The sequence below is a fragment of the Burkholderia sp. AU33545 genome, from assembly GCF_020419685.1.
Taxonomy (GTDB): domain Bacteria; phylum Pseudomonadota; class Gammaproteobacteria; order Burkholderiales; family Burkholderiaceae; genus Burkholderia; species Burkholderia diffusa.
The window spans coordinates 98843-123362 of record NZ_JAIZRQ010000009.1 but is presented as its reverse complement, the minus strand read 5'-3'; the positions used below and the strand labels follow the sequence as shown (position 1 = coordinate 123362).

23 protein-coding genes are annotated in these 24520 nt (G+C 68.8%); 16 read left to right on the top strand and 7 right to left on the bottom strand.

From position 1 onward, the window contains the following. Positions 1 to 107: 107 nt before the first annotated feature. Positions 108 to 452 carry a flagellar hook-basal body complex protein FliE gene (gene fliE / locus LGM71_RS27715; protein WP_059448462.1) on the bottom strand — a complete coding sequence of 115 codons (345 nt, stop codon included), beginning with the start codon at positions 450 to 452 and terminating at the stop codon, positions 108 to 110. Positions 453 to 702: 250 nt separating this feature from the next. Between fliE and fliF the strand changes: the two genes are divergently transcribed. From fliF to LGM71_RS27685, 6 genes are read left to right on the top strand one after another with little or no spacing between them, the layout of a single operon-like run. Continuing rightward, the gene (gene fliF, locus LGM71_RS27710; RefSeq protein WP_124626985.1) at positions 703 to 2466 is read left to right on the top strand and encodes a flagellar basal-body MS-ring/collar protein FliF; all 1764 of its coding nucleotides are present in this window, start codon (positions 703 to 705) and stop codon (positions 2464 to 2466) included. Next, complete coding sequence (fliG, locus tag LGM71_RS27705) at positions 2456 to 3451, top strand: flagellar motor switch protein FliG (protein WP_059679006.1); 996 nt, start codon at positions 2456 to 2458, stop codon at positions 3449 to 3451. Before fliF ends, fliG begins: the two co-directional genes overlap by 11 nt. Continuing rightward, the gene (gene fliH / locus LGM71_RS27700; protein ID WP_059607427.1) at positions 3444 to 4127 is read left to right on the top strand and encodes a flagellar assembly protein FliH; all 684 of its coding nucleotides are present in this window, start codon (positions 3444 to 3446) and stop codon (positions 4125 to 4127) included. Before fliG ends, fliH begins: the two co-directional genes overlap by 8 nt. After that, a complete protein-coding gene (fliI, locus tag LGM71_RS27695) occupies positions 4121 to 5680 on the top strand; it encodes a flagellar protein export ATPase FliI (RefSeq protein ID WP_226117599.1) in 1560 nt (519 codons plus the stop codon). Before fliH ends, fliI begins: the two co-directional genes overlap by 7 nt. 5 nt (positions 5681 to 5685) lie before the next feature. After that, on the top strand, positions 5686 to 6144 hold the full coding sequence (gene fliJ, locus LGM71_RS27690; RefSeq protein ID WP_226117597.1) for a flagellar export protein FliJ: 459 nt from the start codon (positions 5686 to 5688) through the stop codon (positions 6142 to 6144). Between the two features lie 31 nt (positions 6145 to 6175). Further along, the gene (locus LGM71_RS27685) at positions 6176 to 7537 is read left to right on the top strand and encodes a flagellar hook-length control protein FliK (protein WP_226117595.1); all 1362 of its coding nucleotides are present in this window, start codon (positions 6176 to 6178) and stop codon (positions 7535 to 7537) included. A 33-nt stretch (positions 7538 to 7570) separates the two neighbouring features. Here LGM71_RS27685 and LGM71_RS27680 read toward each other — a convergent pair whose 3' ends face one another. Next, positions 7571 to 9214 (bottom strand): GMC family oxidoreductase, encoded by a 1644-nt coding sequence (locus tag LGM71_RS27680; RefSeq protein WP_124626995.1) that lies wholly within the window; start codon positions 9212 to 9214, stop codon positions 7571 to 7573. A 720-nt stretch (positions 9215 to 9934) separates the two neighbouring features. On the opposite strand from LGM71_RS27680, the gene LGM71_RS27675 reads away from it, so the two are divergent. Next, the gene (locus LGM71_RS27675) at positions 9935 to 11377 is read left to right on the top strand and encodes a coniferyl aldehyde dehydrogenase (protein ID WP_226117593.1); all 1443 of its coding nucleotides are present in this window, start codon (positions 9935 to 9937) and stop codon (positions 11375 to 11377) included. A gap of 72 nt (positions 11378 to 11449) precedes the next feature. Here the strand turns inward: LGM71_RS27675 and LGM71_RS27670 are convergent, their stop codons facing one another. Continuing rightward, entirely contained in the window at positions 11450 to 12472 is a 1023-nt protein-coding gene (locus LGM71_RS27670; protein ID WP_124626999.1) for a serine/threonine protein kinase, read from the bottom strand. Between the two features lie 58 nt (positions 12473 to 12530). Continuing rightward, positions 12531 to 12743: a hypothetical protein gene (locus LGM71_RS27665; RefSeq protein WP_011886311.1), complete on the bottom strand. Its 213-nt coding sequence runs from the start codon at positions 12741 to 12743 to the stop codon at positions 12531 to 12533. Positions 12744 to 13370: 627 nt separating this feature from the next. Between LGM71_RS27665 and LGM71_RS27660 the strand changes: the two genes are divergently transcribed. Further along, positions 13371 to 14252: a DMT family transporter gene (locus LGM71_RS27660; protein WP_124902924.1), complete on the top strand. Its 882-nt coding sequence runs from the start codon at positions 13371 to 13373 to the stop codon at positions 14250 to 14252. A 302-nt stretch (positions 14253 to 14554) separates the two neighbouring features. Further along, positions 14555 to 14740 (top strand): hypothetical protein, encoded by a 186-nt coding sequence (locus tag LGM71_RS27655; protein WP_014895742.1) that lies wholly within the window; start codon positions 14555 to 14557, stop codon positions 14738 to 14740. A gap of 119 nt (positions 14741 to 14859) precedes the next feature. Here LGM71_RS27655 and mgrA read toward each other — a convergent pair whose 3' ends face one another. Beyond that, positions 14860 to 15903: an L-glyceraldehyde 3-phosphate reductase gene (gene mgrA, locus LGM71_RS27650; protein WP_124627003.1), complete on the bottom strand. Its 1044-nt coding sequence runs from the start codon at positions 15901 to 15903 to the stop codon at positions 14860 to 14862. A gap of 184 nt (positions 15904 to 16087) precedes the next feature. On the opposite strand from mgrA, the gene LGM71_RS27645 reads away from it, so the two are divergent. Continuing rightward, entirely contained in the window at positions 16088 to 16294 is a 207-nt protein-coding gene (locus LGM71_RS27645) for a DUF3185 family protein (RefSeq protein ID WP_059448449.1), read from the top strand. Positions 16295 to 16443: 149 nt separating this feature from the next. Here LGM71_RS27645 and LGM71_RS27640 read toward each other — a convergent pair whose 3' ends face one another. Beyond that, positions 16444 to 17217, bottom strand: coding sequence for a phytanoyl-CoA dioxygenase family protein (locus LGM71_RS27640; protein WP_059607448.1), 774 nt, complete (start codon positions 17215 to 17217; stop codon positions 16444 to 16446). A 353-nt stretch (positions 17218 to 17570) separates the two neighbouring features. Here LGM71_RS27640 and LGM71_RS27635 point away from each other — a divergent pair, with 353 nt between their 5' ends. Further along, a complete protein-coding gene (locus LGM71_RS27635; RefSeq protein WP_174909435.1) occupies positions 17571 to 17912 on the top strand; it encodes a hypothetical protein in 342 nt (113 codons plus the stop codon). 117 nt (positions 17913 to 18029) lie between these two features. On the opposite strand, the gene metK is transcribed toward LGM71_RS27635, so the two are convergent. Next, positions 18030 to 19217, bottom strand: a complete 1188-nt coding sequence (metK, locus tag LGM71_RS27630) for a methionine adenosyltransferase (RefSeq protein WP_059607451.1) — start codon at positions 19215 to 19217, stop codon at positions 18030 to 18032. A gap of 265 nt (positions 19218 to 19482) precedes the next feature. Here metK and lpxL point away from each other — a divergent pair, with 265 nt between their 5' ends. From lpxL to LGM71_RS27600, 5 genes are all read left to right on the top strand, one after another. After that, entirely contained in the window at positions 19483 to 20367 is an 885-nt protein-coding gene (lpxL, locus tag LGM71_RS27625; RefSeq protein ID WP_059468610.1) for a lauroyl acyltransferase LpxL, read from the top strand. A 295-nt stretch (positions 20368 to 20662) separates the two neighbouring features. Further along, the gene (dapF, locus tag LGM71_RS27615) at positions 20663 to 21532 is read left to right on the top strand and encodes a diaminopimelate epimerase (RefSeq protein ID WP_226117591.1); all 870 of its coding nucleotides are present in this window, start codon (positions 20663 to 20665) and stop codon (positions 21530 to 21532) included. A gap of 36 nt (positions 21533 to 21568) precedes the next feature. After that, positions 21569 to 22294: a DUF484 family protein gene (locus LGM71_RS27610; RefSeq protein WP_059607457.1), complete on the top strand. Its 726-nt coding sequence runs from the start codon at positions 21569 to 21571 to the stop codon at positions 22292 to 22294. 10 nt (positions 22295 to 22304) lie between these two features. Continuing rightward, the gene (gene xerC, locus LGM71_RS27605; RefSeq protein ID WP_059607459.1) at positions 22305 to 23225 is read left to right on the top strand and encodes a tyrosine recombinase XerC; all 921 of its coding nucleotides are present in this window, start codon (positions 22305 to 22307) and stop codon (positions 23223 to 23225) included. Between the two features lie 76 nt (positions 23226 to 23301). Then, entirely contained in the window at positions 23302 to 24516 is a 1215-nt protein-coding gene (locus tag LGM71_RS27600; protein ID WP_226117589.1) for a class I SAM-dependent rRNA methyltransferase, read from the top strand. Positions 24517 to 24520: the final 4 nt, after the last annotated feature.

The window sequence follows — 24520 nt, the reverse complement described above, 5'->3', positions numbered from 1 at the left end:
GGCGCACGGGCCGCCGGCCGGACCGGCAGGCCGCTCACCGGGCGCGTCGCCGGTCGGCCGCCCGTGGATGTCCATCGCCGGCTGGCCGTCCCGGGTTGCCGGGCCCGTCACACGGACATCTGCATGATGTCGTTGTACGCGCTCACGAGCTTGTTGCGGACCTGGAGCCCGAACTGGAAACCGATGTTGGCCTTCTGCATGTCGACCATCACGTCGTTCAGCGACACGTTCGCCGCGCCGACCTCGAACGCCTGCGCCTCGCCGAGCGCGTGCTTCTGGTCGCCGCTGATCTTGTCCAGCGACGCCTTCATCGCGCTCGCGAACGTGCCGGCCGTCGCCGCGCCCGAACCGGCGAGCGCCGCCGTCGGGCTCGCGACGCCGCCGCTCGCCTGCGCGGCCATCGCCTGCATCTGTTGCAACACCGAACCGATTCCGCTGACGTTGGCAGCCATGCTGTCCCCAGACATATGAGAGTAGAGACCCGGACGCACCGGGCGCTCCGACGGCGCCGCACGACGCGCACCATGCCGGATCGCGAAAAAGGATAGCAGCGCGGCGCGCGCCAAAGCCGCGAAAGTACGGGGGAAACCCCGCTCTTTTCAGTCGATCGGAGTCGGGCCCCGGTCCCGATAATCGCATCGTGTCATTGTCCGTCCGCTCGTCCGAGCGGCTCAGTCGTCCCGCTCCGGAGAAATTCCACGCATGGATTCGCAGGCCAACTCGCTGATCAACCCCGACGCCCGCACGGGCCTCGCCAGCCCGGTGCCAGGCGCCACCGCGGCCGCCGCGTTGCCGGGAGCAGGCGGCGCCGGCGCGGACTTCGGGTTCGGCGGCTTCGCGGAACGCATCCCCGGCATCACGCGGATGAAGGGCAACCCGAAACTGCCGTTCGTGATCGCCGTCGCGCTCGCCATCGCCGCGATCACCGCGCTCGTGCTGTGGAGCCGCGCGCCCGACTATCGCGTGCTGTACAGCAACCTGTCGGACCGCGACGGCGGCGCGATCATCACCGCGCTCCAGCAGGCAAACGTTCCCTACAAGTTCGCCGACGCCGGCGGCGCGATCCTCGTGCCGTCGAACCAGGTACACGAAACGCGCCTGAAGCTCGCCGCGATGGGCCTGCCCAAGGGCGGCTCGGTCGGCTTCGAGCTGATGGACAGCCAGAAATTCGGCATCAGCCAGTTCGCCGAGCAGGTGAACTACCAGCGCGCGCTCGAAGGCGAGCTGCAACGCACGATCGAGTCGATCAACGCCGTGAAGACGGCGCGCGTGCATCTGGCGATCCCGAAGCCGTCGGTGTTCGTGCGCGACAAGGAAGCGCCGAGCGCATCGGTGTTCGTCGACCTCTACCCGGGCCGCGTGCTCGACGAGGGCCAGGTGCAGGCGGTCACGCGGATGGTGTCGTCCGGCGTGCCCGACATGCCGGCCAAGAACGTGACGATCGTCGACCAGGACGGCAACCTGCTGACGCAGACCGCGTCGGCCACCGGCCTCGACGCGAGCCAGCTCAAGTACGTGCAGCAGGTCGAGCACAACACGCAAAAGCGCATCGACGCGATCCTCGCGCCGATCTTCGGCACCGGCAACGCGCGCTCGCAGGTCAGCGCGGACATCGATTTCTCGAAGCTCGAGCAGACCTCGGAAAGCTACGGCCCGAACGGCGCGCCGCAACAGGCCGCGATCCGCAGCCAGCAGACCAGCAGCGCGACCGAACTCGCGCAGGGCGGCGCATCGGGCGTGCCGGGCGCGCTGTCGAACACGCCGCCGCAGCCGGCCTCCGCGCCGATCGTCGCCGGCAACGGCCAGAACGGGCCGCAGTCGACACCCGTCAGCGACCGCAAGGACCAGACGACCAACTACGAGCTCGACAAGACGATCCGCCACGTGGAGCAGCCGATGGGCAACGTGAAGCGGTTGTCGGTCGCCGTCGTGGTCAACTACCAGCCGGTCGCCGACGCGAAGGGCCACGTGACGATGCAGCCGCTGCCGCCCGCGAAGCTCGCGCAGATCGAGCAGCTCGTGAAGGACGCGATGGGCTATGACGAGAAGCGCGGCGACTCGGTCAACGTCGTGAACAGCGCGTTCTCGACCGCCACTGACCCGTACGCCGACCTGCCGTGGTGGCGCCAGCCGGACATGATCGCGATGGCGAAGGAAGCCGCGAAGTGGCTCGGCATCGCGGCGGCTGCGGCGGCGCTCTATTTCATGTTCGTGCGCCCGGCGATGCGCCGCGCGTTCCCGCCGCCCGAGCCGGCCGCACCGGCACTCGCGGCGCCGGAGGATCCGGTCGCGCTCGACGGCCTGCCCGCCCTGGAACAGGCGGACGAGCCCGATCCGCTGCTGCTCGGCTTCGAGAACGAAAAGAACCGCTACGAACGCAACCTCGACTACGCGCGCACGATCGCCCGCCAGGATCCGAAGATCGTCGCCACCGTCGTGAAGAACTGGGTGTCCGATGAACGCTGAAGGCCTGACCAAGAGCGCGCTGCTGCTGATGTCGATCGGCGAGGAAGAGGCCGCTGAAGTATTCAAGTTCCTCGCGCCGCGCGAGGTGCAGAAGATCGGCGCCGCGATGGCCGCGCTGAAGAACGTCACGCGCGAGCAGGTCGAGGAGGTGCTGCACGAGTTCGCGAAGGAAGCCGAGCAGCACACCGCGCTGTCGCTCGATTCGAGCGAGTACATCCGCTCGGTGCTGACCAAGGCGCTCGGCGAGGACAAGGCCGGCGTGCTGATCGACCGGATCCTGCAGGGCAGCGACACGAGCGGCATCGAGGGCCTGAAGTGGATGGACTCGGGCGCCGTCGCGGAACTGATCAAGAACGAGCATCCGCAGATCATCGCGACGATCCTCGTGCACCTCGACCGCGACCAGGCGTCCGAGATCGCGTCGTGCTTCACCGAGCGGCTGCGCAACGACGTGCTGCTGCGGATCGCGACGCTCGACGGCATCCAGCCGGCCGCGCTGCGCGAGCTCGACGACGTGCTCACCGGCCTGCTGTCCGGCAGCGACAACCTGAAGCGCAGCCCGATGGGCGGCATCCGCACCGCGGCCGAGATCCTGAACTTCATGACGAGCAATCATGAGGAAGGCGTGCTCGAGAGCGTGCGCCAGTACGACGCCGACCTCGCGCAGAAGATCGTCGACCAGATGTTCGTGTTCGAGAACCTGCTCGACCTCGAGGATCGCGCGATCCAGATGGTGCTGAAGGAAGTCGAGTCGGAAACGCTGATCATCGCGCTGAAGGGCGCGCCGCCCGCGCTGCGCCAGAAATTCCTCGCGAACATGTCGCAACGCGCGGCCGAACTGCTCGCCGAGGATCTCGACGCGCGCGGCCCGGTGCGCGTGTCCGAAGTCGAGACGCAGCAGCGCCGCATCCTGCAGATCGTGCGCAACCTCGCCGAGAGCGGTCAGATCGTGATCGGCGGCAAGGCGGAAGACGCGTATGTCTGATTCCGCGCGCGAGCACGCCGGCACCCTCACCGCATACCAGCGGTGGGAGATGGCGTCGTTCGATCCGCCGCCGCCCCCGCCGCCGCCCGACGATGCGGCAGCGGCGGCCGCCGCGCTCGCCGAGGAGCTGCAGCGCGTGCGCGACGCCGCGCATGCCGAAGGCCATGCGGCCGGCCACGTCGAAGGCCAGGCACTGGGTTACCAGGCCGGGTTCGATCAGGGGCGCGAACAAGGCTTCGAGGCCGGCCAGGCCGAAGCACGCGAACAGGCCGCGCAGCTTGCGGCGCTGGCCGCGTCGTTTCGCGAGGCCGTGTCGGGCGTCGAGCACGATCTCGCGTCCGAGCTCGCGCAGCTCGCGCTCGACATCGCGCAGCAGGTCGTGCGCCAGCACGTGAAGCACGATCCGGCCGCGCTCGTCGCGGCCGTGCGCGACGTGCTCGCCGCCGAGCCGGCGTTGTCCGGCGCGCCGCATCTCGTGGTGAATCCGGCCGACCTGCCCGTCGTCGAAGCCTATCTGCAGGACGATCTCGATACGCTCGGCTGGAACGTGCGCACCGACGCGTCGATCGAGCGCGGCGGCTGCCGCGCGCACGCCGCGACCGGCGAGGTCGACGCGACGCTGCCGACCCGCTGGCAGCGCGTCGCCGCCGCGATCGGCAAGGTGAGCGCATGGTGACGCCCACGCCCGAATCGGTGCTGTACGACGGGATGACACCGCTCGAGCGCGAGCTCGCGCTCGCGTCGTTCGGCCCCGATGCGTCGTTCGACCTCGAAGCGGCGCATGGCGCCGCGCACGGCACGCACGCGCCCGCGACGGATACCGCCGGCGATGCGCCGCGCGCGCCGCACAATCCGCACCTCGCGCACTGGCGCACGCACCTGAACGGGCTCGCGGCCCGCAGCCACCGCGCGCTGCCGCTGCGCCCGTGCGGGCGCCTCACGCGCGCCGCGGGCCTCGTGCTCGAGGCGATCGGGCTGCGCCTGTCGGTCGGCGCCGAATGCACGATCGAATTGCCGCCCGGCAGCACGCTGCCGCACGCGGAAGCGGAAGTCGTCGGCTTCGCCGGCGATCGCCTGTTCCTGATGCCGACCACCGACGTCGCAGGCGTCTTGCCCGGTGCGCGTGTGTGGCCACGGGAAAGCGCGCCCGTCGCCGATCCACTCGCCGGTGCGAAGCGGCTGCCGGTCGGCTGGGAAATGCTCGGGCGCGTGGTCGACGCGTCGGGCCGCCCGCTCGACGGCCTCGGCCCCCTCGCGTCGAAGGTCGACGCACCGCTGTCGGCGCCGTCGATCAACCCGCTCGATCGCGAGCCGATCCATCACGTGCTCGACGTCGGCGTGCGCGCGATCAACGGGCTGCTCACCGTCGGCCGCGGGCAGCGGATGGGCCTGTTCGCGGGTTCCGGCGTCGGCAAGTCGGTGCTGCTCGGCACGATGGCGCGCTACACCAGCGCGGAAGTGATCGTGATCGGGCTGATCGGCGAACGCGGCCGCGAAGTGAAGGAATTCATCGAACAGATCCTCGGCGAGGACGGGCTCGCGCGCTCGGTCGTCGTCGCAGCGCCGGCCGACGTGTCGCCGCTGCTGCGGATGCAGGGCGCGGCCTACGCGACGTCGCTCGCCGAGTATTTCCGCGACCAGGGCAAGCACGTGCTGCTGCTGATGGATTCGCTGACGCGTTACGCGATGGCGCAGCGCGAGATCGCGCTTGCGATCGGCGAGCCGCCCGCGACCAAGGGCTATCCGCCGTCGGTGTTCGCGAAGCTGCCCGCGCTCGTCGAGCGCACCGGCAACGGGCCCGAAGGCGGCGGCTCGATCACCGCGTTCTACACGGTGCTGACCGAAGGCGACGACCAGCAGGACCCGATCGCCGATTCGGCGCGCGCGATCCTCGACGGCCATATCGTGCTGTCGCGCGCGCTCGCCGAAGCCGGCCACTATCCGGCGATCGACATCGAGGCGTCGATCAGCCGCGCGATGACCGCGCTGATCGACGAAACGCATCTCGACCGCGTGCGGCAGTTCAAGCAGATGCTGTCGCGCTACCAGCGCAATCGCGACCTGATCGCGGTCGGCGCCTATGCGCCCGGCCGCGACGCGCAGCTCGACCGCGCGATCGCGCTCTACCCGCGCATCGAATCGTTCCTGCAGCAGGGCTTTCGCGAATGCGCGCCGTTCGCGTCGAGCCTCGGCGCGCTCGATGCGCTGTTCGACGTACACGGAGGCTGACCCCGATGGCACACGGCTTTCCCCTTCAACTCCTGCTCGACCGCGCGCAGGAAGATCTCGACACGGCCGCGAAGCAGCTCGGCACCGCGCAGCGCGACCGCACCGCGGCCGCCGACCAGCTCGATGCGCTGCTGCGCTATCGCGACGAGTATCACGCGCGCTTCGCGCAGTCCGCGCAACACGGGATGCCGGCCGGCAACTGGCGCAACTTCCAGGCGTTCATCGATACGCTCGACGCGGCGATCGTGCAGCAACGCAACGTGCTGGCCGCAGCCGAAGTCCGCATCGACGAGGCGCGCCCCAACTGGCAACAGAAGAAACGCACCGTCGGTTCATACGAAATCCTGCAGGCGCGCGGCGTCGCGCAGGAAGCGCAGCGTTCGGCGAAGCGCGAACAGCGCGACGCCGACGAACACGCCGCGAAGATCCTGCGCATGCGGGCCGATGCGGCCCGTTCAGCGTAACCGCTCACCGCTTTCGAACGAGAGAATCGTCATGCCTCCCCTGCCCCTGCTCGGCGTGCTGCTCGACACCGCCGGCACCGCACTCAAGGCGATCCGCGATGCGGGTTCGTCCGCCTCCGCCAAGTCCGCCGGCAACGATGCCGCAAGCAGCCCTGCCGCCATGCCGTTCGCGCAGACGCTGAAGCAAAGCGTCGTCACGCGGCACGACGCGGCAATCGCCGGCAAGCCGGACGTCTCGACGAAACAGGCGTCGTCGACATCCGCCGCCGGCACGAAGTCCGCCGACCACGGCGACGACGACCAGTCGACCGAAGACGCCATCGCGACGCTCAACCCGGACGCCGCCGCGCTCGCCGCGGCAGCCGCCGTGCAGGCGCAACTGCAGACGCGCGCGAACGACGCGGCGCCGGCCGGCGCCGATACCGCTGCCACCGCCGCGCAAACGACGGCCGTGTCCGGCCAGCCCGACGCCACGGCCGCGCTGACGAACCACGCAAGCAAGGATGCGGCCGCCGAGCCTGCCGTGCCGGTGTCGGGTCGCGACACGCTGCAGGCGGCACTTGCGAAGCTGACCGGCGGCGCGGGCGCGATCGCGATGCCCGCGACGGGCACGGCTGCGACAGCGGCAGCACCCGCGGCGGCGACGTCCGCCTCGGCTGCCGCTACGCCGCCGACGCCGAAAGTCCCGACCTTCGACCGCACGCTCGCCGACGCGAAAGGCGCGCTCGCGACGCAGCAGGCGCCCACGCAAGCCACCGCACCGGCGCTGCAGGCCGGCGCAACGGCCCAGCCCGCCGCGCAGCACGCATTCGCGGCCGCCGAGGAAACCGCCAGCCCGGCCGCCGACGCGACGGTCGCTGCCGCCGCAACGGCTGCGGCAGCCGCACAGGCGAACCTCCAGGCATCGCCCGCCGCAAGCTCGATCGCCGCGGCCAACGCACACGTGCTGGCGCCGCACGTCGGCACCGCCGACTGGACCGATGCGCTGAGCCAGAAAGTCGTGTTCCTGTCGAATGCGCACCAGCAGAGCGCCGAGCTGACGCTGAACCCGCCGGACCTCGGCCCGCTGCAGGTCGTGCTGCGCGTCGCGGACAACCACGCGCATGCGCTGTTCGTGTCGCAGCACGCGCAGGTGCGCGACGCGGTGGAAGCCGCGCTGCCGAAACTGCGTGAAGCGATGGAAGCGGGCGGGCTCGGCCTGGGCAGCGCGAGCGTCAGCGATGGCGGCCTGGCGTCGCAGCAGCAGAACCCGCAGCAAAGCTTCGCCGGCGGCCGGCCGTCGCCGCGCGCGCGCGCCGGGTCGTCAGCCGTCGACGCACCGGTCGACGCCGTGCAATCCGCAGCGGCCGGCGCGACCGTGAGCCGCGCGGGCCTCGTCGATACGTTCGCCTGAGCATCGCGTCGGTCGTGTGCCGGTGCGCGCCGCTCAGCGGCCGTGCGCCGCCGCGGCCGCCTCGTTGCGCGGCACGCCACCGCCCCGGCGTGTCGCGACGATGAAGTCCGCCGCGCGTTCGCCGATCATCACCGACGGCGCATTCGTGTTCCCGCCGATCAGCGTCGGCATCACCGACGCATCCACCACCCGCAGCCCTTCGACGCCCCGCACGCGCAGTTGCGGATCCACGACCGCGCGCGCATCCGAGCCCATCCGGCAGGTGCCGACCGGGTGATAGATCGTGTCGGCATGCTCGACGATCGTCGCGCGCAGCTCGGCTTCGCTCTGGTCCGCCCGCGTGTAGAGCTCGCGCCCGCCCTGCGACGCGAGCGGCGCCTGCGACAGGATCCGGCGCATCGCCTGCGCGCCGCGCACGAGCAGGTCGAGATCGCGTGTATCGCTGAAGAAGCGCGGATCGATCAGCGGTGCGTCGCGCGCATCGCCGCTCGCGAGCGCGACCGTGCCGCGGCTGAACGGGCGCAGCGCGCACACGTGCAGCGAATAGCCGAAGCCCCAGTGCATCTTGCGGTTGTGGTCGTCGACGAGCGCCGTGCAGAAATGCAGCTGCAGGTCCGGACGATCGAGCGACGGGTCGCTCTTGATGAAGCCGCCGGCCTCCGCGACGTTGCTCGTCATCATCCCGGTGCGGCTCGAGAAGTAGCGCACGAGCGCCGGCGTCATCTTCGCGATCCCGCGCAGGCAGACGCCGACCAGCTCCGACGAATTCACGCGCGTGTTGATGATGAAATCGATGTGGTCGATCAGGTTCGTGCCGACGTCCGGCGCGTCTTGCACGACGGCGATCCCGTGCCGGCGCAGCTGTTCCGCCGGACCGATCCCCGAGCACATCAGCAGTTGCGGCGAATTGAACGCGCCGGCCGACAGGATCACTTCCGCGCGTGCACCGAGCGTCTCGACGCGTCCGTCGCGCGACACCACGACCCCGACCGCGCGCTTGCCGTCGAAGCCCACGCGCAGCACCGTCGCGTCGGTGATCACGTGCAGGTTCGGCCGCTCGCGGCCGTAGATGTATGCGCGCGCGACGCTGCAGCGCGAGCCGTCGCGATGCGTGACCTGATAGAAGCCGACGCCTTCCTGCGTCGCGCCGTTGAAGTCGTTGTTGAGCGGATAGCCGGCCGCGTGCGCCGCCTGGATGAATCGTTCGGAAAACGGATTGCGAAAGCGCAGGTCGGACACCGTCAGCGGGCCGTCCGCGCCGTGCCACGCATCGGCACCGCGCGCGTTGCCTTCCGCGCGGCGGAAATACGGCAGCACGTCCTGCCAGCCCCAGCCCGTCGCGCCGAGTTGCGCCCATTCATCGTAGTCGCCCGGGTGGCCGCGCGTGTAGATCATCGCGTTGATCGCGCTCGAGCCGCCCATTCCGCGCCCGCGCGGCTGATATCCTCGGCGGCCGCCGAGGCCCGGCTGCGGCACCGTCTCGTAACCGTAGTTCGTGCCGAGCTTGAACGGCACGAGCGCCGCGATTCCCACCGGCATGTTGACGAGCAGGTTGCGCTCCGTGTGCGAGCCGGCCTCGATCAACGCGATCGTCGCGTCGGGGCATGCGTCGGCAAGGCGGCTGGCGAGGCTCGAGCCGCCCGACCCTCCGCCTACGATGATGTAGTCGTATTGCATGTCACGTCTCCTTCGTGTCATGAACGGCGCCCGGCGCGGCCGGCTCCCGCTTGTAATGTTCGGGCATTGTAGGAATGGCCGCCGCGCGCGCGGCACGCCGATTCAAGAGCGATTCCTCTAAACGCCCGCGTGAACTAAATTTAAGATGTATCGATTGATGCGACGCGATGCACCGGCCGCCAGAAGCCGCGCCGTCGCGAAACTGGGGAGACGACGATGCAGCGCGACGCTCTGCAGGCCGCGTGCCGACCGGGTTGTCCGGACGCACCGCGCGCGGCCCGCATTTCATTTCAAACGGATGCCCGGACGGTGACGTGCAACACCGTGCGCGCGGCCGGTCGAAATCGAACGACGCGACGTATCGCCGACCGTTTGGACGGCTCGTCGCACGCGCGGCACGACCTGCCGGTGCGCACGTCGCCGCACGCACCGCGCTGCCCTGCTTCGGTGCGCCGGCAAGTACCCGCCGCGCGCCATCGCACACCGGCCGGACATCGCGTCCGGCCGTACGCGCGGACCGCGCAATCCCGTTTTCGGACACGAACACCGTCGCGCGGATGCGACGCTTGCCGCACGCTGCACCCTGTTTTCGACCGTGCATCGCATCCGGCACCCTGCCGTGCGACGCGCGCCATCCTGCCCCGCCCCGCCACGCTCGCCGAGCGGGTACGTGCGGCCTGACTGCTGGCCGACGTGCCACGCCCAACTGGAGGAGACGAAATGAAGAACGATTTGCCCGAACTGGCCCCGCAAGCGCTGCCGTCAGTCGATGCCTTGACGTCGCTGCTGCGCGACCAGCGCGCGGCCTACCTGCGCGCGCCATACCCGGAGTGGGACACCCGCGCGCAGCACCTGCGCGCGCTGCGCACGATGCTGATCGATCACTCGGATGCGCTCGCCGATGCGATCAGCGCCGACTTCGGGCATCGCGCGAAGCAGGAAGTGCTGCTGTCGGAAATCTGGATGGCGAAGGAAGAGATCGACGACGCGCTCAAGCACGGCAAGCGCTGGATGAAGCCGATCCGCAAGCCGATGAACAAGTGGCTACGGCCGGCGCGCGCGAAGGTGCTGCCGCAGCCGCTCGGCGTGGTCGGCATCGTCGTGCCGTGGAACTATCCGGTCCTGCTCGCGGCCGGGCCGCTGATCTGCGCACTCGCCGCCGGCAACCGCGCGATCGTCAAGATGTCCGAACTAACGCCGCGCACGTCGGCGCTATTTGAACAGCTGATCGCGAAGACCTTCTCGCGCGACCATGTCGCGGTCGTGAACGGCGATGCGGAGATCGGCGCCGCGTTCACCGCACTGCCGTTCGATCACCTGCTGTTCACCGGCTCGACGCACGTCGGCCGCCACGTGATGCGCGCCGCGGCCGACAATCTCACCCCCGTCACGCTCGAGCTCGGCGGCAAGTCGCCGGCGATCGTCGGGCCGAATGCGCGCTTCGACGCGGCCGTCGACGCGATCATCGGCGGCAAGACGTTGAACGCGGGCCAGACCTGCATCGCGCCCGACTACGTGCTGCTGCCGCGCGGGATGGAAGCCGCGTTCATCGAGCGCGCACGGGAGCGCTTCGCGAAGCTGTATCCGGACCTGTCGGCCAACGGCGACTACACGACGATCGTGTCGCCGCGCCATTACGCCCGGCTGCAACAGCTCGCGACTGACGCGCAGGCCGCCGGCGCGCAACTGCATCCGCTGTCGGATGCGCCGTCCGATCCCGCGTCGCGTCGCTTCGTGCCGTGCGCGGTCACGCACGTGCCGGCCGCGTCGCAGCTGATGCAGGAGGAAATCTTCGGGCCGCTGCTCCCGCTCGTGCCGTACGAGCGGCTCGACGAGGCGATCGCGTACGTGAACGCGCGCCCGCGGCCGCTCGCGCTGTACCTGTTCGATGAGGATGGGGGCACGATCGACCGCGTGATGCGCGAAACGATCTCCGGCGGCGTGACGGTGAACGATGCGTTGCTGCACATCGCGTGCGGCAGTTTGCCGTTCGGCGGCGTCGGCGCGAGCGGGATGGGCGCGTATCACGGCTACGACGGCTTCGTGACGTTCTCGAAGATGAAGCCCGTGCTCACGCAGGCACGCCTGAATACCCGCGGGCTGATCGCTCCGCCCTATGGCAAGCGCTTCGCCGCGGTGATCAAGATGATGTTGAAGTTCTGAGCGGCGCGGGCCGCGAGCCACGCGCGTCGGCCCACCCGAAAATGCCGCGCGGCGAGGTTGCCGCGCGCGCCGTCACACGGGCCAGAGCGGCCCTTCCTGCATCGCGCCGATCTGCTCGCGCAGCTCGAGCACGCGTGCTTCCCAGTATCGATGCGTGTTGAACCACGGGAACGCGGCCGGAAACGCCGGATCGTCCCAGCGGCGTGCGAGCCATGCCGCGTAGTGGATCAAGCGCAGCGTGCGCAGCGCTTCGACCAGATGCAGTTCGCGCGGCTCGAATTCGCAGAAGTCCTCATAACCGGCGAGCAGGTCCGCGAGCGCGCGCGACGCGCCTTCGCGATCGCCGGGCAGCAGTAGCCACAGATCCTGGACCGCGGGCGCCATCCGGCTGTCGTCGAAGTCGACGAAATGCGGGCCCGCGTCGGTCCACAGCACGTTGCTCGGATGACAGTCGCCGTGCGTGCGCAGCAGGCGGATCTCGCCCGCACGCTCGAACGCGGCCTCGACGCCTTCGAGCGCGAGCGTCACCGCCGTCTCGTAGGCGGGCCTTACGTCGTCGGGAATGAAATCGTGCGCGAGCAGGTAGTCGCGCGGCTCGTAGCCGAACGCGCGGATGTCGAGCACGGGACGCGCGACATACGGCCGCGTCGCGCCGACCGCGTGAATCCGGCCGATGAAGCGGCCGAGCCATTCGAGCGTGTCGCTGCGGTCGAGGTCGGGCGCACGGCCGCCGCGCCGCTCGAAGATCGAGAAGCGGAAGCCGTCGAACGCGTGCAGCGTGCGGCCGTCGACGACGCGCGCGGGCACCGCCGGAATCTCGCGCGCGGCGAGTTCGGCGACGAACGCGTGTTCTTCCAGAATCGCTTCGTCCGACCAGCGCGCGGGCCGGTAGAACTTCGCGACGACGGGCGGGCCGTCTTCGATGCCGACCTGGTAGACGCGGTTTTCGTAGCTGTTGAGGGCGAGCAGGCGCCCGTCGGTGCGCAGCCCGGCCGGCATCAGCACGCTGTCGAGCGCATCGAGCACGCACTCGGGCGTGAGGCCGGCGAACGGCGGGCCGGCGGGAGCTGCGGAGGCGGAAGTGACGTCTTTCATGCCCCGCATTGTGCCGTCAGCCGCGCCGAAACACGAGCGTCCGATACGGCACGCGCGCTCAGTGGATCGCGGCGCCGGCCGGCAGCACGGATTCGCCGGTGTCGATCAGGTCCTCGAGAAAGAACGGCTCGGTGTTGAGTTCCTTCGACTCGCCTGGCACGCCCGCGTACCAGGTCACCATGGCCATGTCGCCCAGAACGCGCTGAACGATGCCGCGCGCGCCCTTCGGCACGGCGATATGGGTAGTGCAGACAATCGACCCGACATGCATGATGGTTCCCCACTCTTGAAACTTGAAACCCGGCTCGCTCGCGAGCCGGCAAATGCACGATCCGCGCCGCCCTCGTCGGGGTGTTGCGCGTAATCCCATTGTTCACGGTTTATCGAAGCGCGAAAAGAAGAAGAAGCAGGCGAAGTGCCGCGAATTCGTCGAATGTCTCCAATCAACCACTGCGCCGCGCGTGCGCTTGCACGGACGGATACCCCCATCATACCCTGTCGAATGTGACCGTCCGCCGAAACCGGCCACACGCGCGGCGCCGGCCTCCCGCCGACGGCGGTTGCGCCCGGCGGCCGCCTTGCGTTACCTTTGACGCTCATTCGCGTTCAAGCGCATTTCGACCCGATGCAACCGCTCACGTCCGCTCTCGCAACATCCCGGCCGCAGTTCGACTCGCGGCCGCAGGCGTGCGCGCATCCATCCGTCCTCCCTCCTCCTGTCGCACCGCCGCTCGTCGGCGCCGCGCCGCCCCCGCCGGCGGCACGCGTCGGCTGACCAGCCGGCTTTCGGTTTCCGTTTTCCATTCGCCCGTTTGCGGCCGTTCGTGCGTCATTGCGCACGGCGCGTTGCCACGTGCGCGACTTGGGACGTTTCGATCCGTTCGACAGGTGGATTCACATGATTTCGTTCAAACGCGCGCTCGCCGCGCATGGCGTGACGTCGCTCTTCGTCTTGCTGTGGAGCAGCGGCGCGATCTTCGCTGAACTCGGTCTGCGCCACGCATCCGCGTTCGTCTTTCTCGCCGCACGATTCGCGCTCGCGTCACTCGTGCTGCTCGTGCCGGCCATCATGCGCGGACGCTGGCTGCCGCCGCGCGGCGAGCGACGCATGGCCGCGCTGACCGGCCTGCTGATGATGGGCGGCTATTCGATCTTCTACCTGCTCGCGCTCGAGCGCGGGATCGCGCCGGGCGTGCTTGCGACGATCCTCGGCGTGCAGCCGATCCTCACGCTGGCGATCATCGAGCGGCGCTGGCAACCGATGCGCGTCGCGGGGCTCGGGCTGTCGCTCGCGGGTCTCGCGCTCATCGTGTGCCGCGGCGTGGGCGGTGCGGGTCTGCCGATCATGGGCGTCGCCTGCGCGCTCACGGCGCTCGTCGCGCTGACCGCCGGCTCGCTGCTGCAAAAGCACGTGCGCGCGGCGCCTGCCGACGTGCTGCCGCTGCAGAACGCGATCGGCCTCGCGCTGTGCGTGGCGATCCTGCCATTCCGGCCGGTCTCGCTCGAGGTCGGCTGGGCGTTCATCGTCCCGCTGCTGTGGCTCGGCATCGTGATCTCGGTGATCGCGCAGTTGCTGTTCTACCGGTTGATGCAACGTGGCGATCTCGTCAACGTGACGAGCCTGTTCTATCTCGTGCCCGTCCTCACCACGCTGATGGACGCGGTCTGGCTCGGCAACCGGCCCGAACCGCTCGCGCTCGCCGGCATGGGCGCGATCGTGGCGGGGCTCGCGCTCGTGTTCCGCACCCCGGCCGTTCGCGCGCGCCCCGATCGCGCGTAGGCGAACGGGCCGCCGCGCCCGCGGGTGCGGCGGCCCGTATCGAACATGTCCGACGTTTCAGCGCGAATCGAAAGGAGCGGGAAAGAATGGTGCAAGGCATTCGTCCGACTCGCCGGAAAAATGCAGATTCTCCGGGGTTTTCCGCATACTTTTAATGGTTCGGATAGCGAAAAACGCAGCGAGGTTGCCTATACTCGAACTGACCGCCCCGTTCGCAATCGGGGTCGGCCCAACACGAGAAATGCCCGGCATGGGGCTGGAAGACGCGCGTGCGCCTGTTCCGGCCGGCTCTGGAGACACGCATGACCACCTATTTCACGATCGGCGACTTCATCCTGTTGATTCCGATGGCGCTGGCCGGCGCGCTGTTTCTCGGCGCGGTGCCGTGCGCAACCGAATTCCGCCACAACCTGCTGCGCGTGCTCGGCGTCATCCTCGGCGTCGGCGTTGCGGTATTGCTCGTCGAAGGCCTGCCTGCTCTGCTCTAGCGACGCGTTGGCGTGCGCCGGTCACGCCGCGGCATCGCAGCGACGTAGCCGTTTGTGAGCGTGCGCAGCGATACGGCATGCAATGGTTCGCATCCCGTATCGACTGTCCTTGATGCCGATCAGATCGCCTGATCGGTGGACGGTTTTTCCCACAGATTGATGCCACCCTCGGTCGCGTAGCGATCGATCTCCGCGAGTTCGTCGGCCGAGAATTCGAGATTCTTCAGCGCGCCGACGTTTTCGCGCACCTGCTCCGGACGGCTTGCGCCGATCAGTGCGGACGTCACGCGGCCATTGCGCAACACCCAGGCGAGCGCCATCTGCGCGAGGCTCTGCCCGCGCCGTTGGGCGATGCCGTCGAGTTTGCGCACGTGCTCGAGGTTGTCCGCGCTCAGGTGATCCTGCTTCAGCGAGCCGCCGCCCGGCTTGTTCACGCGCGCATCGGCCGGCACGCCGTTCAGGTATTTCGACGTCAGCAGCCCCTGCGCGAGCGGCGTGAACGCGATGCTGCCCGTGCCGATGTCGTCGAGCGTGCCGAGCAGATCCTCCTCGACCCAGCGGTTCAGCAGGTTGTACGACGGCTGGTGGATCAGCAGCGGCACCTTGTATTGCGCGAGCAGTTGGGCCATCTCGCGCGTCTTCGCGGCCGAGTACGACGAAATGCCGATGTACAGCGCCTTGCCCTGCTGCACGGCCGATGCGAGCGCGCCGGCGGTTTCCTCGAGCGGCGTGTGCGCGTCGAAGCGGTGCGAATAGAAGATGTCGACGTAGTCGAGCCCCATCCGCTGCAGGCTCTGGTCGAGGCTCGCGAGCACGTACTTGCGCGACCCGCCGCCGCTGCCGTAAGGCCCCGGCCACATGTCCCAGCCGGCCTTCGTCGAGATCAGCAGCTCGTCGCGGTACGGCCGGAAATCTTCCTTCAGCAGCCGGCCGAAGTTGGTTTCGGCGCTGCCGTACGGCGGCCCATAGTTGTTCGCGAGGTCGAAATGATTGATGCCGAGGTCGAACGCGGTGCGCAGGATATCGCGCTGCGTCGCGATCGGCGTCGAGTCGCCGAAGTTGTGCCACAGGCCGAGCGACAGGGCGGGCAGTTTGAGCCCGGATTTGCCGCAGGTGCGGTATTGCATGTCGGCATAACGTTCGGAAGCTGCTTCGTAGGCCATGAGTCGGTTCCGTGAAGACGTCGGGGATGGGACGCGCGCCGCGCGCGAACATCGCGCGCCGGCGGCGAGGGAAACGTACGACGGTTATGGTATCGAACGTGGGCGAAGCGCGCACAGCAATGGACGCAGCCGCGTGCGTCGCCTACACTGCGGCGTCTCGAATCACCGTTACAGCGAGGTTGATATGTCCCGGGTCATCTCGGTTGCGCTGCTCGTCGGCGGCGTCGTGCTGCTGTATTTCGGCGGCCAGTCGTTCCATTCGATCAACGACAACGTGTCGCGCTTCTTCACCGGCTCGCCCGCCACGAAGACGATCCTGCTGATCGCCGGCGGCGCCGTCGCATCGCTGATCGGCCTGATCGGCCTCGCGATGCCGGCCAACAAGCGCTGATCGCGCAGCCGCGCGATGGCGGCCCGCGTTGCGGAGCGGGCTGCACAAAACGCAACGGGCGGCCCAGGCCGCCCGTTTGTTCATCCGCCCGCGCGGCCGCAGTGCCCCATCGGGCAAGCGGCGCGGCTGCATCGCCGCCCGAACCGCCGCTAGAACTGCACTTCCGGCTTCGCCGCCGAACGCGTGCCCGGCGTCGGCCGGTTGCTCACGCCGTGGTACGTATAGACGAGCGAGAACTTCACCTGGTCGGAGCGGTTCTGCCCCGCCGAATGCAGCGTGTTGCAGTGGAAGAACACGACGTCGCCCGTCTGGAGCGACGGGCAGGTTGCCGCGTCGATCATCTTGCGGTTTTCCGGCAGGTCGCTGCGGAAGAACTTCGCGTCGTCGAACGCTTCCGGCCCGAATTCGGCCGTGTGCGAACCCGGCACCAGCCAGAGCGCACCGTTTTCATTCGTTTCCGGCCCGAGCGCGAGCCACACCGACACCATGTCCGCGCGTTCGAACGACCAGTAGCGGAAGTCGCGATGCCAGCCCGTCAGGCTGCCGTACGCGGGGTGCTTCGTCATCATGCAGTTGTGATGCGCGCGTGACAGCACCGGCTGCTCGCCGAAGTACTCGCGCATCCACTCGCCGATTTCGGGTGCGATCGCGCGCGCGGCGAACGCCGGATCGCGCGTGTAGGCGTCCAGCAGCCGCCGCACCGTATGCCCGCCCGGCGCATGCTTCGACTCGGGCGCGCCCGGGTAGCGCAAATCCGCCTCGAACTCGATCGGCTCCGCCGCTTCCTGCAACTGGCGCGCCGCGATCTGCTTGAGCGCCGCGCACTGCGCCTCGTCGACAAGGCCGCGCGCGACGACGAAGCCGCGTTCGCGCAATTCCGCGACTTGCGCGCGGATCGATTCCAACTGCAATGGAGACGACATGGGATGCCAGACGTTTATCGTGTGAATGTGACGATTGTAAATCGGCGCCGGATGCCGCGAACAGCGCCATTGTCGTGCGCAGGGGCATGCCAATCGTCGTTTTGATCTGGCGCAAGGGAACTGTGCGGCGCGGCGCGAGCCTCAGCGACAGGCGGTATGCAGCGACACGCTTGCGGCACAAGGGTTTATCGCGACTTTTGCACGTCACGAATCCCTTGTAGCCTGTCGCGGCCTGTCAATTCTGGCGGGCGCGGCGCGCAACGACTTTCGGTAAGATCCGTTGCGCCATCCGAGGCCGTTCATACCAGTGCGCTTTTCAAGGGCGCCATCCATACAAGCGAAGCATCGTTCACATGCCACTCCGTCTGACTTCCCGTCTCAACCGCACTGCGAAGCGCGTCACGCCGTCCGCTCCCGCCCGCCCGCTGCGCCATCACCGCGCACGCACACAGGCGCTCGCCGAGCAAACGCACGCGCACAGCCGGCTGGACGGCATCCGCGCCTGGTTCCACGCGTTCTTCTCGATGATGAGCGCGCAGGCGTTCGCACGCCGCGCCGGCCTGCGCTCGCTGCTGCAGAAGCCGTCGTCGCTGCGCGCGCTCGCGCTGCGCCGCACGCTGGGCCCGCAGCGCCGCATCAACCGCCCGCGCCGCCTCGCGGCCAGCAACGGCTGGTTCGGGTTCAGCGCACGCTGAAGCCGCGCCGGCGGGCAGTGCTCGCCACGACCGCAGCGATGCCGTCATCCCGCCGGCGATCGACGCGCATAAAAAAACCCCGGCATGCCGGGGTTTTTTGTTTCGGGCGGACGACGCTTATGCGACGCGTGCCGTCGGCTCCACGCCGGCCGCTTCGGCCAGTGCGAGCGCCTTGTCGGTCGCTTCCCACGAGAATTCCGGCTCTTCGCGGCCGAAGTGGCCGTAAGCTGCCGTCTTCTCGTAGATCGGGCGCAGCAGGTCGAGCATCTTGATGATGCCCTTCGGACGCAGGTCGAAATGCTCGCGCACGAGCTTCGTGATCACCGCATCCGACACGCGGCCCGTGCCGAACGTGTTGACCATCACCGAGGTCGGCTCGGCCACGCCGATCGCGTACGACACCTGGATCAGCGCGCGCGAGGCGAGGCCTGCCGCGACGATGTTCTTCGCGACGTAACGGCCGGCATACGCTGCCGAACGGTCGACCTTCGACGGATCCTTGCCCGAGAACGCGCCGCCGCCGTGCGGTGCGGCGCCGCCGTAGGTGTCGACGATGATCTTGCGGCCCGTCAGGCCGCAGTCGCCCTGCGGACCGCCGATCACGAACCGGCCGGTCGGGTTCACCAGGAACTTGATGTCGCCCTTGATCAGGTCGGCCGGCAGCGTCGGCTTGATGATTTCCTCGATCACGGCTTCGCGCAGCGCCGGCAGTTCGATGTCCGGTGCATGCTGCGTGGACAGCACGACGGTGTCGATCGAATCGGGCTTGCCGTCGACGTAGCGGATCGTCACCTGCGACTTGGCGTCCGGGCGCAGCCACGGCAGGCGGCCGTCGCGGCGCAGGCTCGCCTGGCGCTCGACGAGACGGTGCGACAGGTGGATCGGCAGCGGCATCAGTTCCGGCGTTTCGTCGCATGCGTAACCGAACATCAGACCCTGGTCGCCCGCGCCTTGATCGAGGTTGTCGTCATGCGCGCGGTCGACGCCTTGCGCGATGTCCGGCGACTGCTTGTCGTACGCGACGAGCACCGCGCAACCCTTGTAGTCGATGCCGTAGTCGGTGTTGTCGTAGCCGATGCGCTTGATGGTGTCGCGCGCGATCTGGATGTAATCGATGTTGGCCGTCGTGGTGATTTCACCGGCCAGAACGACGAGACCCGTGTTGCACAGCGTTTCGGCTGCAACACGGGAGTATTTGTCCTGCTCGAGGATGGCGTCGAGAATCGCGTCCGAGATTTGGTCCGCGACTTTGTCCGGATGGCCTTCGGAGACGGATTCGGACGTGAAGAGATAATCGTTTGCCACTTTTTCAGGCTCCTGTGTGGTTACGGTTGGTTTCACGTAGCCAGCTTCGTTGGGCCTGAAGCGGCGACGCTTTAGCGGATTACCAGGACCGGGCAGCGCGCTTCGCGCCAGCCGGCTTCGCCCCGCAAGTTGTCAGTTAACTCGGCGAAGCCCGTATTATAGCGGCTTTCGTGAATTGTCACAGAGCGCCACTCGTGCTGCATCGTCCGCTGTCCTACCCCCCTGTTCGCAACGTGCCGGCCAGCCGGCCCCACGGAGATTCCGCATGCTAGGCCGCCTCGGCACGCACCTCGCCATCGGCTTGCTGAAGCTGCTCGCCCTGCTGCCGTACGGCTTGACCGCACGGTTCGGCGACGGCCTCGGCTGGCTGCTGTACCAGATTCCCAGCCGGCGAAAGCGCATCGTACATACCAATCTGAAACTCTGCTTCCCCGACTGGAGCGACGAACGGCGCGAGGAAGTGGCGGGCCAGCACTTCCGCCACGCGATCCGCAGCTACGTCGAGCGCAGCGTCCAGTGGTTCGGCTCCGAGCGCAAGCTCGCGAAGCTGATCCAGGTCGACAGCGCAGTCGACCTCACCGATCCGGATCTGCCCCCGACGCTGTTCCTGGGCCTGCATTTCGTCGGCATCGAAGCCGGCTCGATCTGGCTGAACCGTTCGCTGCAGCGCCGCTGCGGGTCGCTGTACCAGCCGTTCTCGAATGCCGTGCTCGAGGAAGAGGCGAAGAAGGCCCGCGGGCGTTTCGACGCCGAGATGGTCGGCCGCGCGGACAGCGCCCGCGTCGTGCTGCGCTGGCTGCGCGACCGCAAGCCGGTGATGCTCGGCGCCGACATGGACTATGGACTGCGCAATTCGACGTTCGTCCCCTTCTTCGGCGTGCCGGCGTGCACGCTGACGGCCGTCGGCCGGCTCGCCAAGACGGGCCGCGCGCAGGTCGTGCCGTTCATCGGCGAGGTGCTGCCGAACTACAAGGGCTACCGGCTGAAGGTGTTCAAGCCGTGGGACAACTACCCGACCGGCGACGACGATCTCGACGCGCGGCGGATGAACGAATTCCTCGAGGAGCAGATTCCGCTGATGCCGGAGCAGTATTACTGGGTGCACAAGCGCTTCAAGACGCGCCCGCCCGGCGAGCCGAGCCTCTACTGAGTCGAACCCGCGGGCGCGCGGCACGATGCGCGCCTGCAGCCGTGCCACCTTCGGCGCGCCTTGCGCTCGCCCCTGCCAGAGATCGCGGGCCGATTGCTGCGCGAGCCACGGATCCGCCGTCCCGCCGCTTTCCCCGCCCAGCCACCCGAATGACGCCCCGCACGCGCAGGACGCCCCTGTCGGCTGCATGTATCATTTGCGGTTGAGATCAGCACGACGAACGACGCCGCACGCCATCGCGGCACGCCGCGTCCGCCGTGCCGACCGCCCTGTTCGCCATGGAATTCCGGACCCAGTGAAACTCTCGTTCACCAAGATGCACGGCGCGGGCAACGACTTCGTCGTGCTCGACAGCTATTCGCGCGCGCTGCCGCCGCTCACCGAGGCGCAGGTGCGCGCGCTCGCCGACCGACACTTCGGCATCGGCGCCGACCAGTTGCTGCTCGTCGAGAAACCGACCGTCGACGGCGCGGATTTCAAGTACCGGATCTTCAATTGCGACGGCGGCGAGGTCGAGCACTGCGGCAACGGCGCGCGCTGCTTCGTGAAGTTCGTCAGCGACCGCGGCCTGACCGACAAGCGCAGCGTGTGCGTGCAGGTGATGAAGGGCCTGATCACACTGACGATGCAGGACGATGGCGAAGTCGTCGTCGACATGGGCGCACCCATATTCGCGCCGACGCAGGTGCCGTTCGACGCCTCGGGGCTTGACGGCCGCACGGAAGGCAACGACACGCTCTGGCCGCTCGACGTCGGCGGCCACACGCGCTGGATCTCGACGGTGTCGATGGGCAACCCGCACGCGGTGCAGGTCGTCGAAGACGCCGAAGCGTATCCGGTGCTCGAAGAAGGCCCGCTGATCGAGCTTCACGCCCGCTTCCCGCAGCGCGTGAATGCCGGCTTCATGCAGATCGTGTCGCGCAACGAGGTGAAGCTGCGCGTGTACGAGCGCGGCGCGGGCGAGACGCTCGCGTGCGGCACCGGCGCGTGCGCGGCGGTGGCGGCCGGCATCCGGCGCGGCCTGCTCGATTCGCCGGTAACCGTGCACACGCACGGCGGCACGCTGACGATCAGCTGGGACGGCGCGCGCGACGAAACCGCCGCGCTGATGATGGCCGGGCCCGCCGCGACCGTGTTCGAAGGCGAGATCGACCTGAACGTCTGACCCTGCAACGTCCTGATAACTGAACGCTCCAGCCACATGAACGATCGCGAAGTCGCTGACTACCTGCTCGCCAATCCCGAATTCTTCGCGCAACACGCGGAACTGCTCGCGACGATCCGTCTCGCGAATCCGCACGGCAAGGCCGCGATCTCGCTGCAGGAGCGGCAGATGGAAATGCTGCGCGACAAGAACAAGCATCTCGAGCGCCGGCTCGCCGAGCTCGTGCGCTACGGCCACGAGAACGACAGCCTGTCCGCGAAGTTCAGCCGCTGGACCGCGCGCGTGATCGCGGAACGCGATCCGTACGCGCTGCCGCGCACGATCGCCGACGGCATCGCCGAGGTGTTCGACGTGCCGCAAACCGCGCTGCGCGTGTGGGACGTCGCCGACACCTACTCGCAGGCCGACTTCGCGCGCCAGGTCGGCGAGGAAGTGCGCCTGTTCACGAACGGGCTGTCGACGCCGTACTGCGGCGCGAACACCGGATTCGAAGCGGCCCAGTGGCTCGCACCCGCGCTCGCGGCGCCGGCCGCGAACGCGGCGGAAGGCGCTGAAGCCGCGCCGGCCGGCGACGGCGCGGCCACGTCGGTCGCGCTGCTCGCGCTGCGCGCGCCGCTCGGCGGCACCGACGCCCCCGCGTTCGGGCTGCTGGTGCTCGGCTCGCCCGATCCGCGCCGCTTCCACGACGGGATGGCGACCGACTTCCTCGCGCAGATCGCGACGCTCGCGAGCGCCGCGCTCACGCGCCTGCTGCCGCACTGATGCCGCGCCCATGACCGACGATCCGATCGCCGCCTACCTGTCGAACCTGAAGCACGTCAGGCAGCTGTCGGAACACACGCTGCGTGCGTACACGCACGAACTCGACGAACTGAAGAAGCTCGCCGCCGGCCGCCCGCTCGAGGCGCTCACGGCTGCCGACATGCGCGGCGCGGTCGCGCGCGCGCATGCGGGCGGGCTGTCCGCGCGCTCGATCTCGCACCGGCTGTCCGCCTGGCGCGCGTTCTACCGCTGGCTCGCGCAACGCATCGAGATGCCCGCGAACCCCGTCGCCGCGGTGCGTGCGCCGAAGCGCCCGAAAACCCTGCCGAAGGCGCTTTCGGTCGACGACGCATCGGCACTGATGGACGCGCCGCTCGCCGGTACGACCGAAGGCATCCGCGATCACGCGATCCTCGAACTCTTCTATTCGTCCGGGTTGCGCCTCGCCGAACTGGTCGGGCTCGACGTCATGTACACGCAGGCGGACGGCTACCGCTCGGCCGGCTGGCTCGATCTCGCCGAAGCCGAAGTCACCGTGCGCGGCAAGGGCAACAAGGAACGCAAGGTGCCGGTCGGCCGCAAGGCGATCGAGGCGCTGAACGCGTGGCTCGCCGTGCGCGGCGAATTCGTGAAGCACGACCCGCATCCGCTGTTCGTGTCCGTGCGCGGCAACCGGATGGCGCCCGGCGTCGTGCGCGACCGCGTGAAGCGCGCGGCGCTGGCCGCGGGCATTCCCGCCAACGTCCACCCGCACGTGCTGCGCCATTCGTTCGCAACGCACGTGCTGCAGTCGAGCGGCGACCTGCGCGCGGTGCAGGAACTGCTGGGCCACGCGAGCGTCTCCGCCACGCAGGTCTATACGTCGCTCGACTTCCAGCATCTCGCGAAAATTTACGACAGCGCGCATCCGCGCGCGAAGAAGCGCGACTGACGCGCTTCCCGTGTTACCCGCCGCGCGCGGCGACCGGCCAAGGTCGGCTTTGCGCACGGCCCCTTTCGATCTCATCATGCAAACCGTCACCCTCAAGCCGTCCAAGGAAAAATCGCTGCTGCGCCGCCATCCGTGGATCTACGCCAATGCGATCGACCGCGTCGACGGCAAGCCCGCGCCCGGCGCGACCGTGATCGTCCGCGCGCACGACGGCCGCTTCCTCGCGCGCGGCGCGTACAGCCCGCAGTCGCAGATCCGCGTGCGCGTGTGGAGCTTCGACGAGAACGAACCGATCGATCACGCCTTCTTCAAGCGCCGCGTGCAGCGCGCGGTCGCGCACCGCACGACGATGGTGTCGGGCACGGGCGCGGTGCGGCTCGTGTTCGGCGAAGCCGACGGGCTGCCGGGGCTGATCGTCGACCATTACGTCGCGGACACGGCCGAGCCGGGCGCCGCACCGCGCGGCCAGCTCGTGTGCCAGTTCATGGCGGCGGGCGTCGAGGCGTGGAAGGACGCGATCGTCGCGGCACTCAGCGGCGCGACCGGCTGCCCGAACGTGTACGAACGCTCGGACGTGTCGATCCGCGACAAGGAAGGGCTCGAACAGACGACCGGCGTGCTGGCAGGAGATGCGCCGCCCGCGACGCTGATCGCGAACGAAAACGGCGTGCGTTATCACGTCGACGTGCCGAACGGCCACAAGACCGGCTTCTACGTCGACCAGCGCGACAACCGCGCACTCGTCGCGCAGTACGCGGCCGGCCGCGACGTGCTCAACTGCTTCTGCTACACGGGCGGCTTCTCGCTCGCGGCGCTCAAGGGCGGCGCGAACCGTGTCGTGTCGATCGACTCTTCGGGCGACGCGCTCGCGCTCGCGCAGCAGAACGTCGTCGCGAACGGCTTCGATGCCGAGCGCGCGACCTGGCTCGACGCGGACGCGTTCAAGACGCTGCGCCGCCTCGTCGACGAAGGCGAGCGCTTCGACCTGATCGTGCTCGATCCGCCGAAGTTCGCGCCGACCCGCGACAGCGTCGACCGCGCATCACGCGCATACAAGGACATCAACCTGAGCGGCTTCAAGCTGCTGCGTCCGGGCGGCCTGCTGTTCACGTATTCGTGCTCGGGCGCGATCGACATGGACCTGTTCCAGAAGATCGTCGCGGGCGCGGCCGCCGACGCGAAGGTCGACGCGCGGATCCTGAAGCGGCTCGGCGCGGGCGTCGATCACCCGCTGCTCGCCGCGTTCCCGGAAGGCGAATATCTGAAGGGCCTGCTGTTGCAAATCGTCTGATCGC

What these genes read in the sequence shown, in the direction of transcription:
- fliE (WP_059448462.1), bottom strand. Translation starts at nt 452, where the DNA reads ATGGCTGCCAACGTCAGCGGAATCGGTTCGGTGTTGCAACAGATGCAG.
- fliF (WP_124626985.1), top strand. Translation starts at nt 703, where the DNA reads ATGGATTCGCAGGCCAACTCGCTGATCAACCCCGACGCCCGCACGGGC.
- fliG (WP_059679006.1), top strand. Translation starts at nt 2,456, where the DNA reads ATGAACGCTGAAGGCCTGACCAAGAGCGCGCTGCTGCTGATGTCGATC.
- fliH (WP_059607427.1), top strand. Translation starts at nt 3,444, where the DNA reads ATGTCTGATTCCGCGCGCGAGCACGCCGGCACCCTCACCGCATACCAG.
- fliI (WP_226117599.1), top strand. Translation starts at nt 4,121, where the DNA reads ATGGTGACGCCCACGCCCGAATCGGTGCTGTACGACGGGATGACACCG.
- fliJ (WP_226117597.1), top strand. Translation starts at nt 5,686, where the DNA reads ATGGCACACGGCTTTCCCCTTCAACTCCTGCTCGACCGCGCGCAGGAA.
- LGM71_RS27685 (WP_226117595.1), top strand. Translation starts at nt 6,176, where the DNA reads ATGCCTCCCCTGCCCCTGCTCGGCGTGCTGCTCGACACCGCCGGCACC.
- LGM71_RS27680 (WP_124626995.1), bottom strand. Translation starts at nt 9,214, where the DNA reads ATGCAATACGACTACATCATCGTAGGCGGAGGGTCGGGCGGCTCGAGC.
- LGM71_RS27675 (WP_226117593.1), top strand. Translation starts at nt 9,935, where the DNA reads ATGAAGAACGATTTGCCCGAACTGGCCCCGCAAGCGCTGCCGTCAGTC.
- LGM71_RS27670 (WP_124626999.1), bottom strand. Translation starts at nt 12,472, where the DNA reads ATGAAAGACGTCACTTCCGCCTCCGCAGCTCCCGCCGGCCCGCCGTTC.
- LGM71_RS27665 (WP_011886311.1), bottom strand. Translation starts at nt 12,743, where the DNA reads ATGCATGTCGGGTCGATTGTCTGCACTACCCATATCGCCGTGCCGAAG.
- LGM71_RS27660 (WP_124902924.1), top strand. Translation starts at nt 13,371, where the DNA reads ATGATTTCGTTCAAACGCGCGCTCGCCGCGCATGGCGTGACGTCGCTC.
- LGM71_RS27655 (WP_014895742.1), top strand. Translation starts at nt 14,555, where the DNA reads ATGACCACCTATTTCACGATCGGCGACTTCATCCTGTTGATTCCGATG.
- mgrA (WP_124627003.1), bottom strand. Translation starts at nt 15,903, where the DNA reads ATGGCCTACGAAGCAGCTTCCGAACGTTATGCCGACATGCAATACCGC.
- LGM71_RS27645 (WP_059448449.1), top strand. Translation starts at nt 16,088, where the DNA reads ATGTCCCGGGTCATCTCGGTTGCGCTGCTCGTCGGCGGCGTCGTGCTG.
- LGM71_RS27640 (WP_059607448.1), bottom strand. Translation starts at nt 17,217, where the DNA reads ATGTCGTCTCCATTGCAGTTGGAATCGATCCGCGCGCAAGTCGCGGAA.
- LGM71_RS27635 (WP_174909435.1), top strand. Translation starts at nt 17,571, where the DNA reads ATGCCACTCCGTCTGACTTCCCGTCTCAACCGCACTGCGAAGCGCGTC.
- lpxL (WP_059468610.1), top strand. Translation starts at nt 19,483, where the DNA reads ATGCTAGGCCGCCTCGGCACGCACCTCGCCATCGGCTTGCTGAAGCTG.
- LGM71_RS27610 (WP_059607457.1), top strand. Translation starts at nt 21,569, where the DNA reads ATGAACGATCGCGAAGTCGCTGACTACCTGCTCGCCAATCCCGAATTC.
- xerC (WP_059607459.1), top strand. Translation starts at nt 22,305, where the DNA reads ATGACCGACGATCCGATCGCCGCCTACCTGTCGAACCTGAAGCACGTC.
- LGM71_RS27600 (WP_226117589.1), top strand. Translation starts at nt 23,302, where the DNA reads ATGCAAACCGTCACCCTCAAGCCGTCCAAGGAAAAATCGCTGCTGCGC.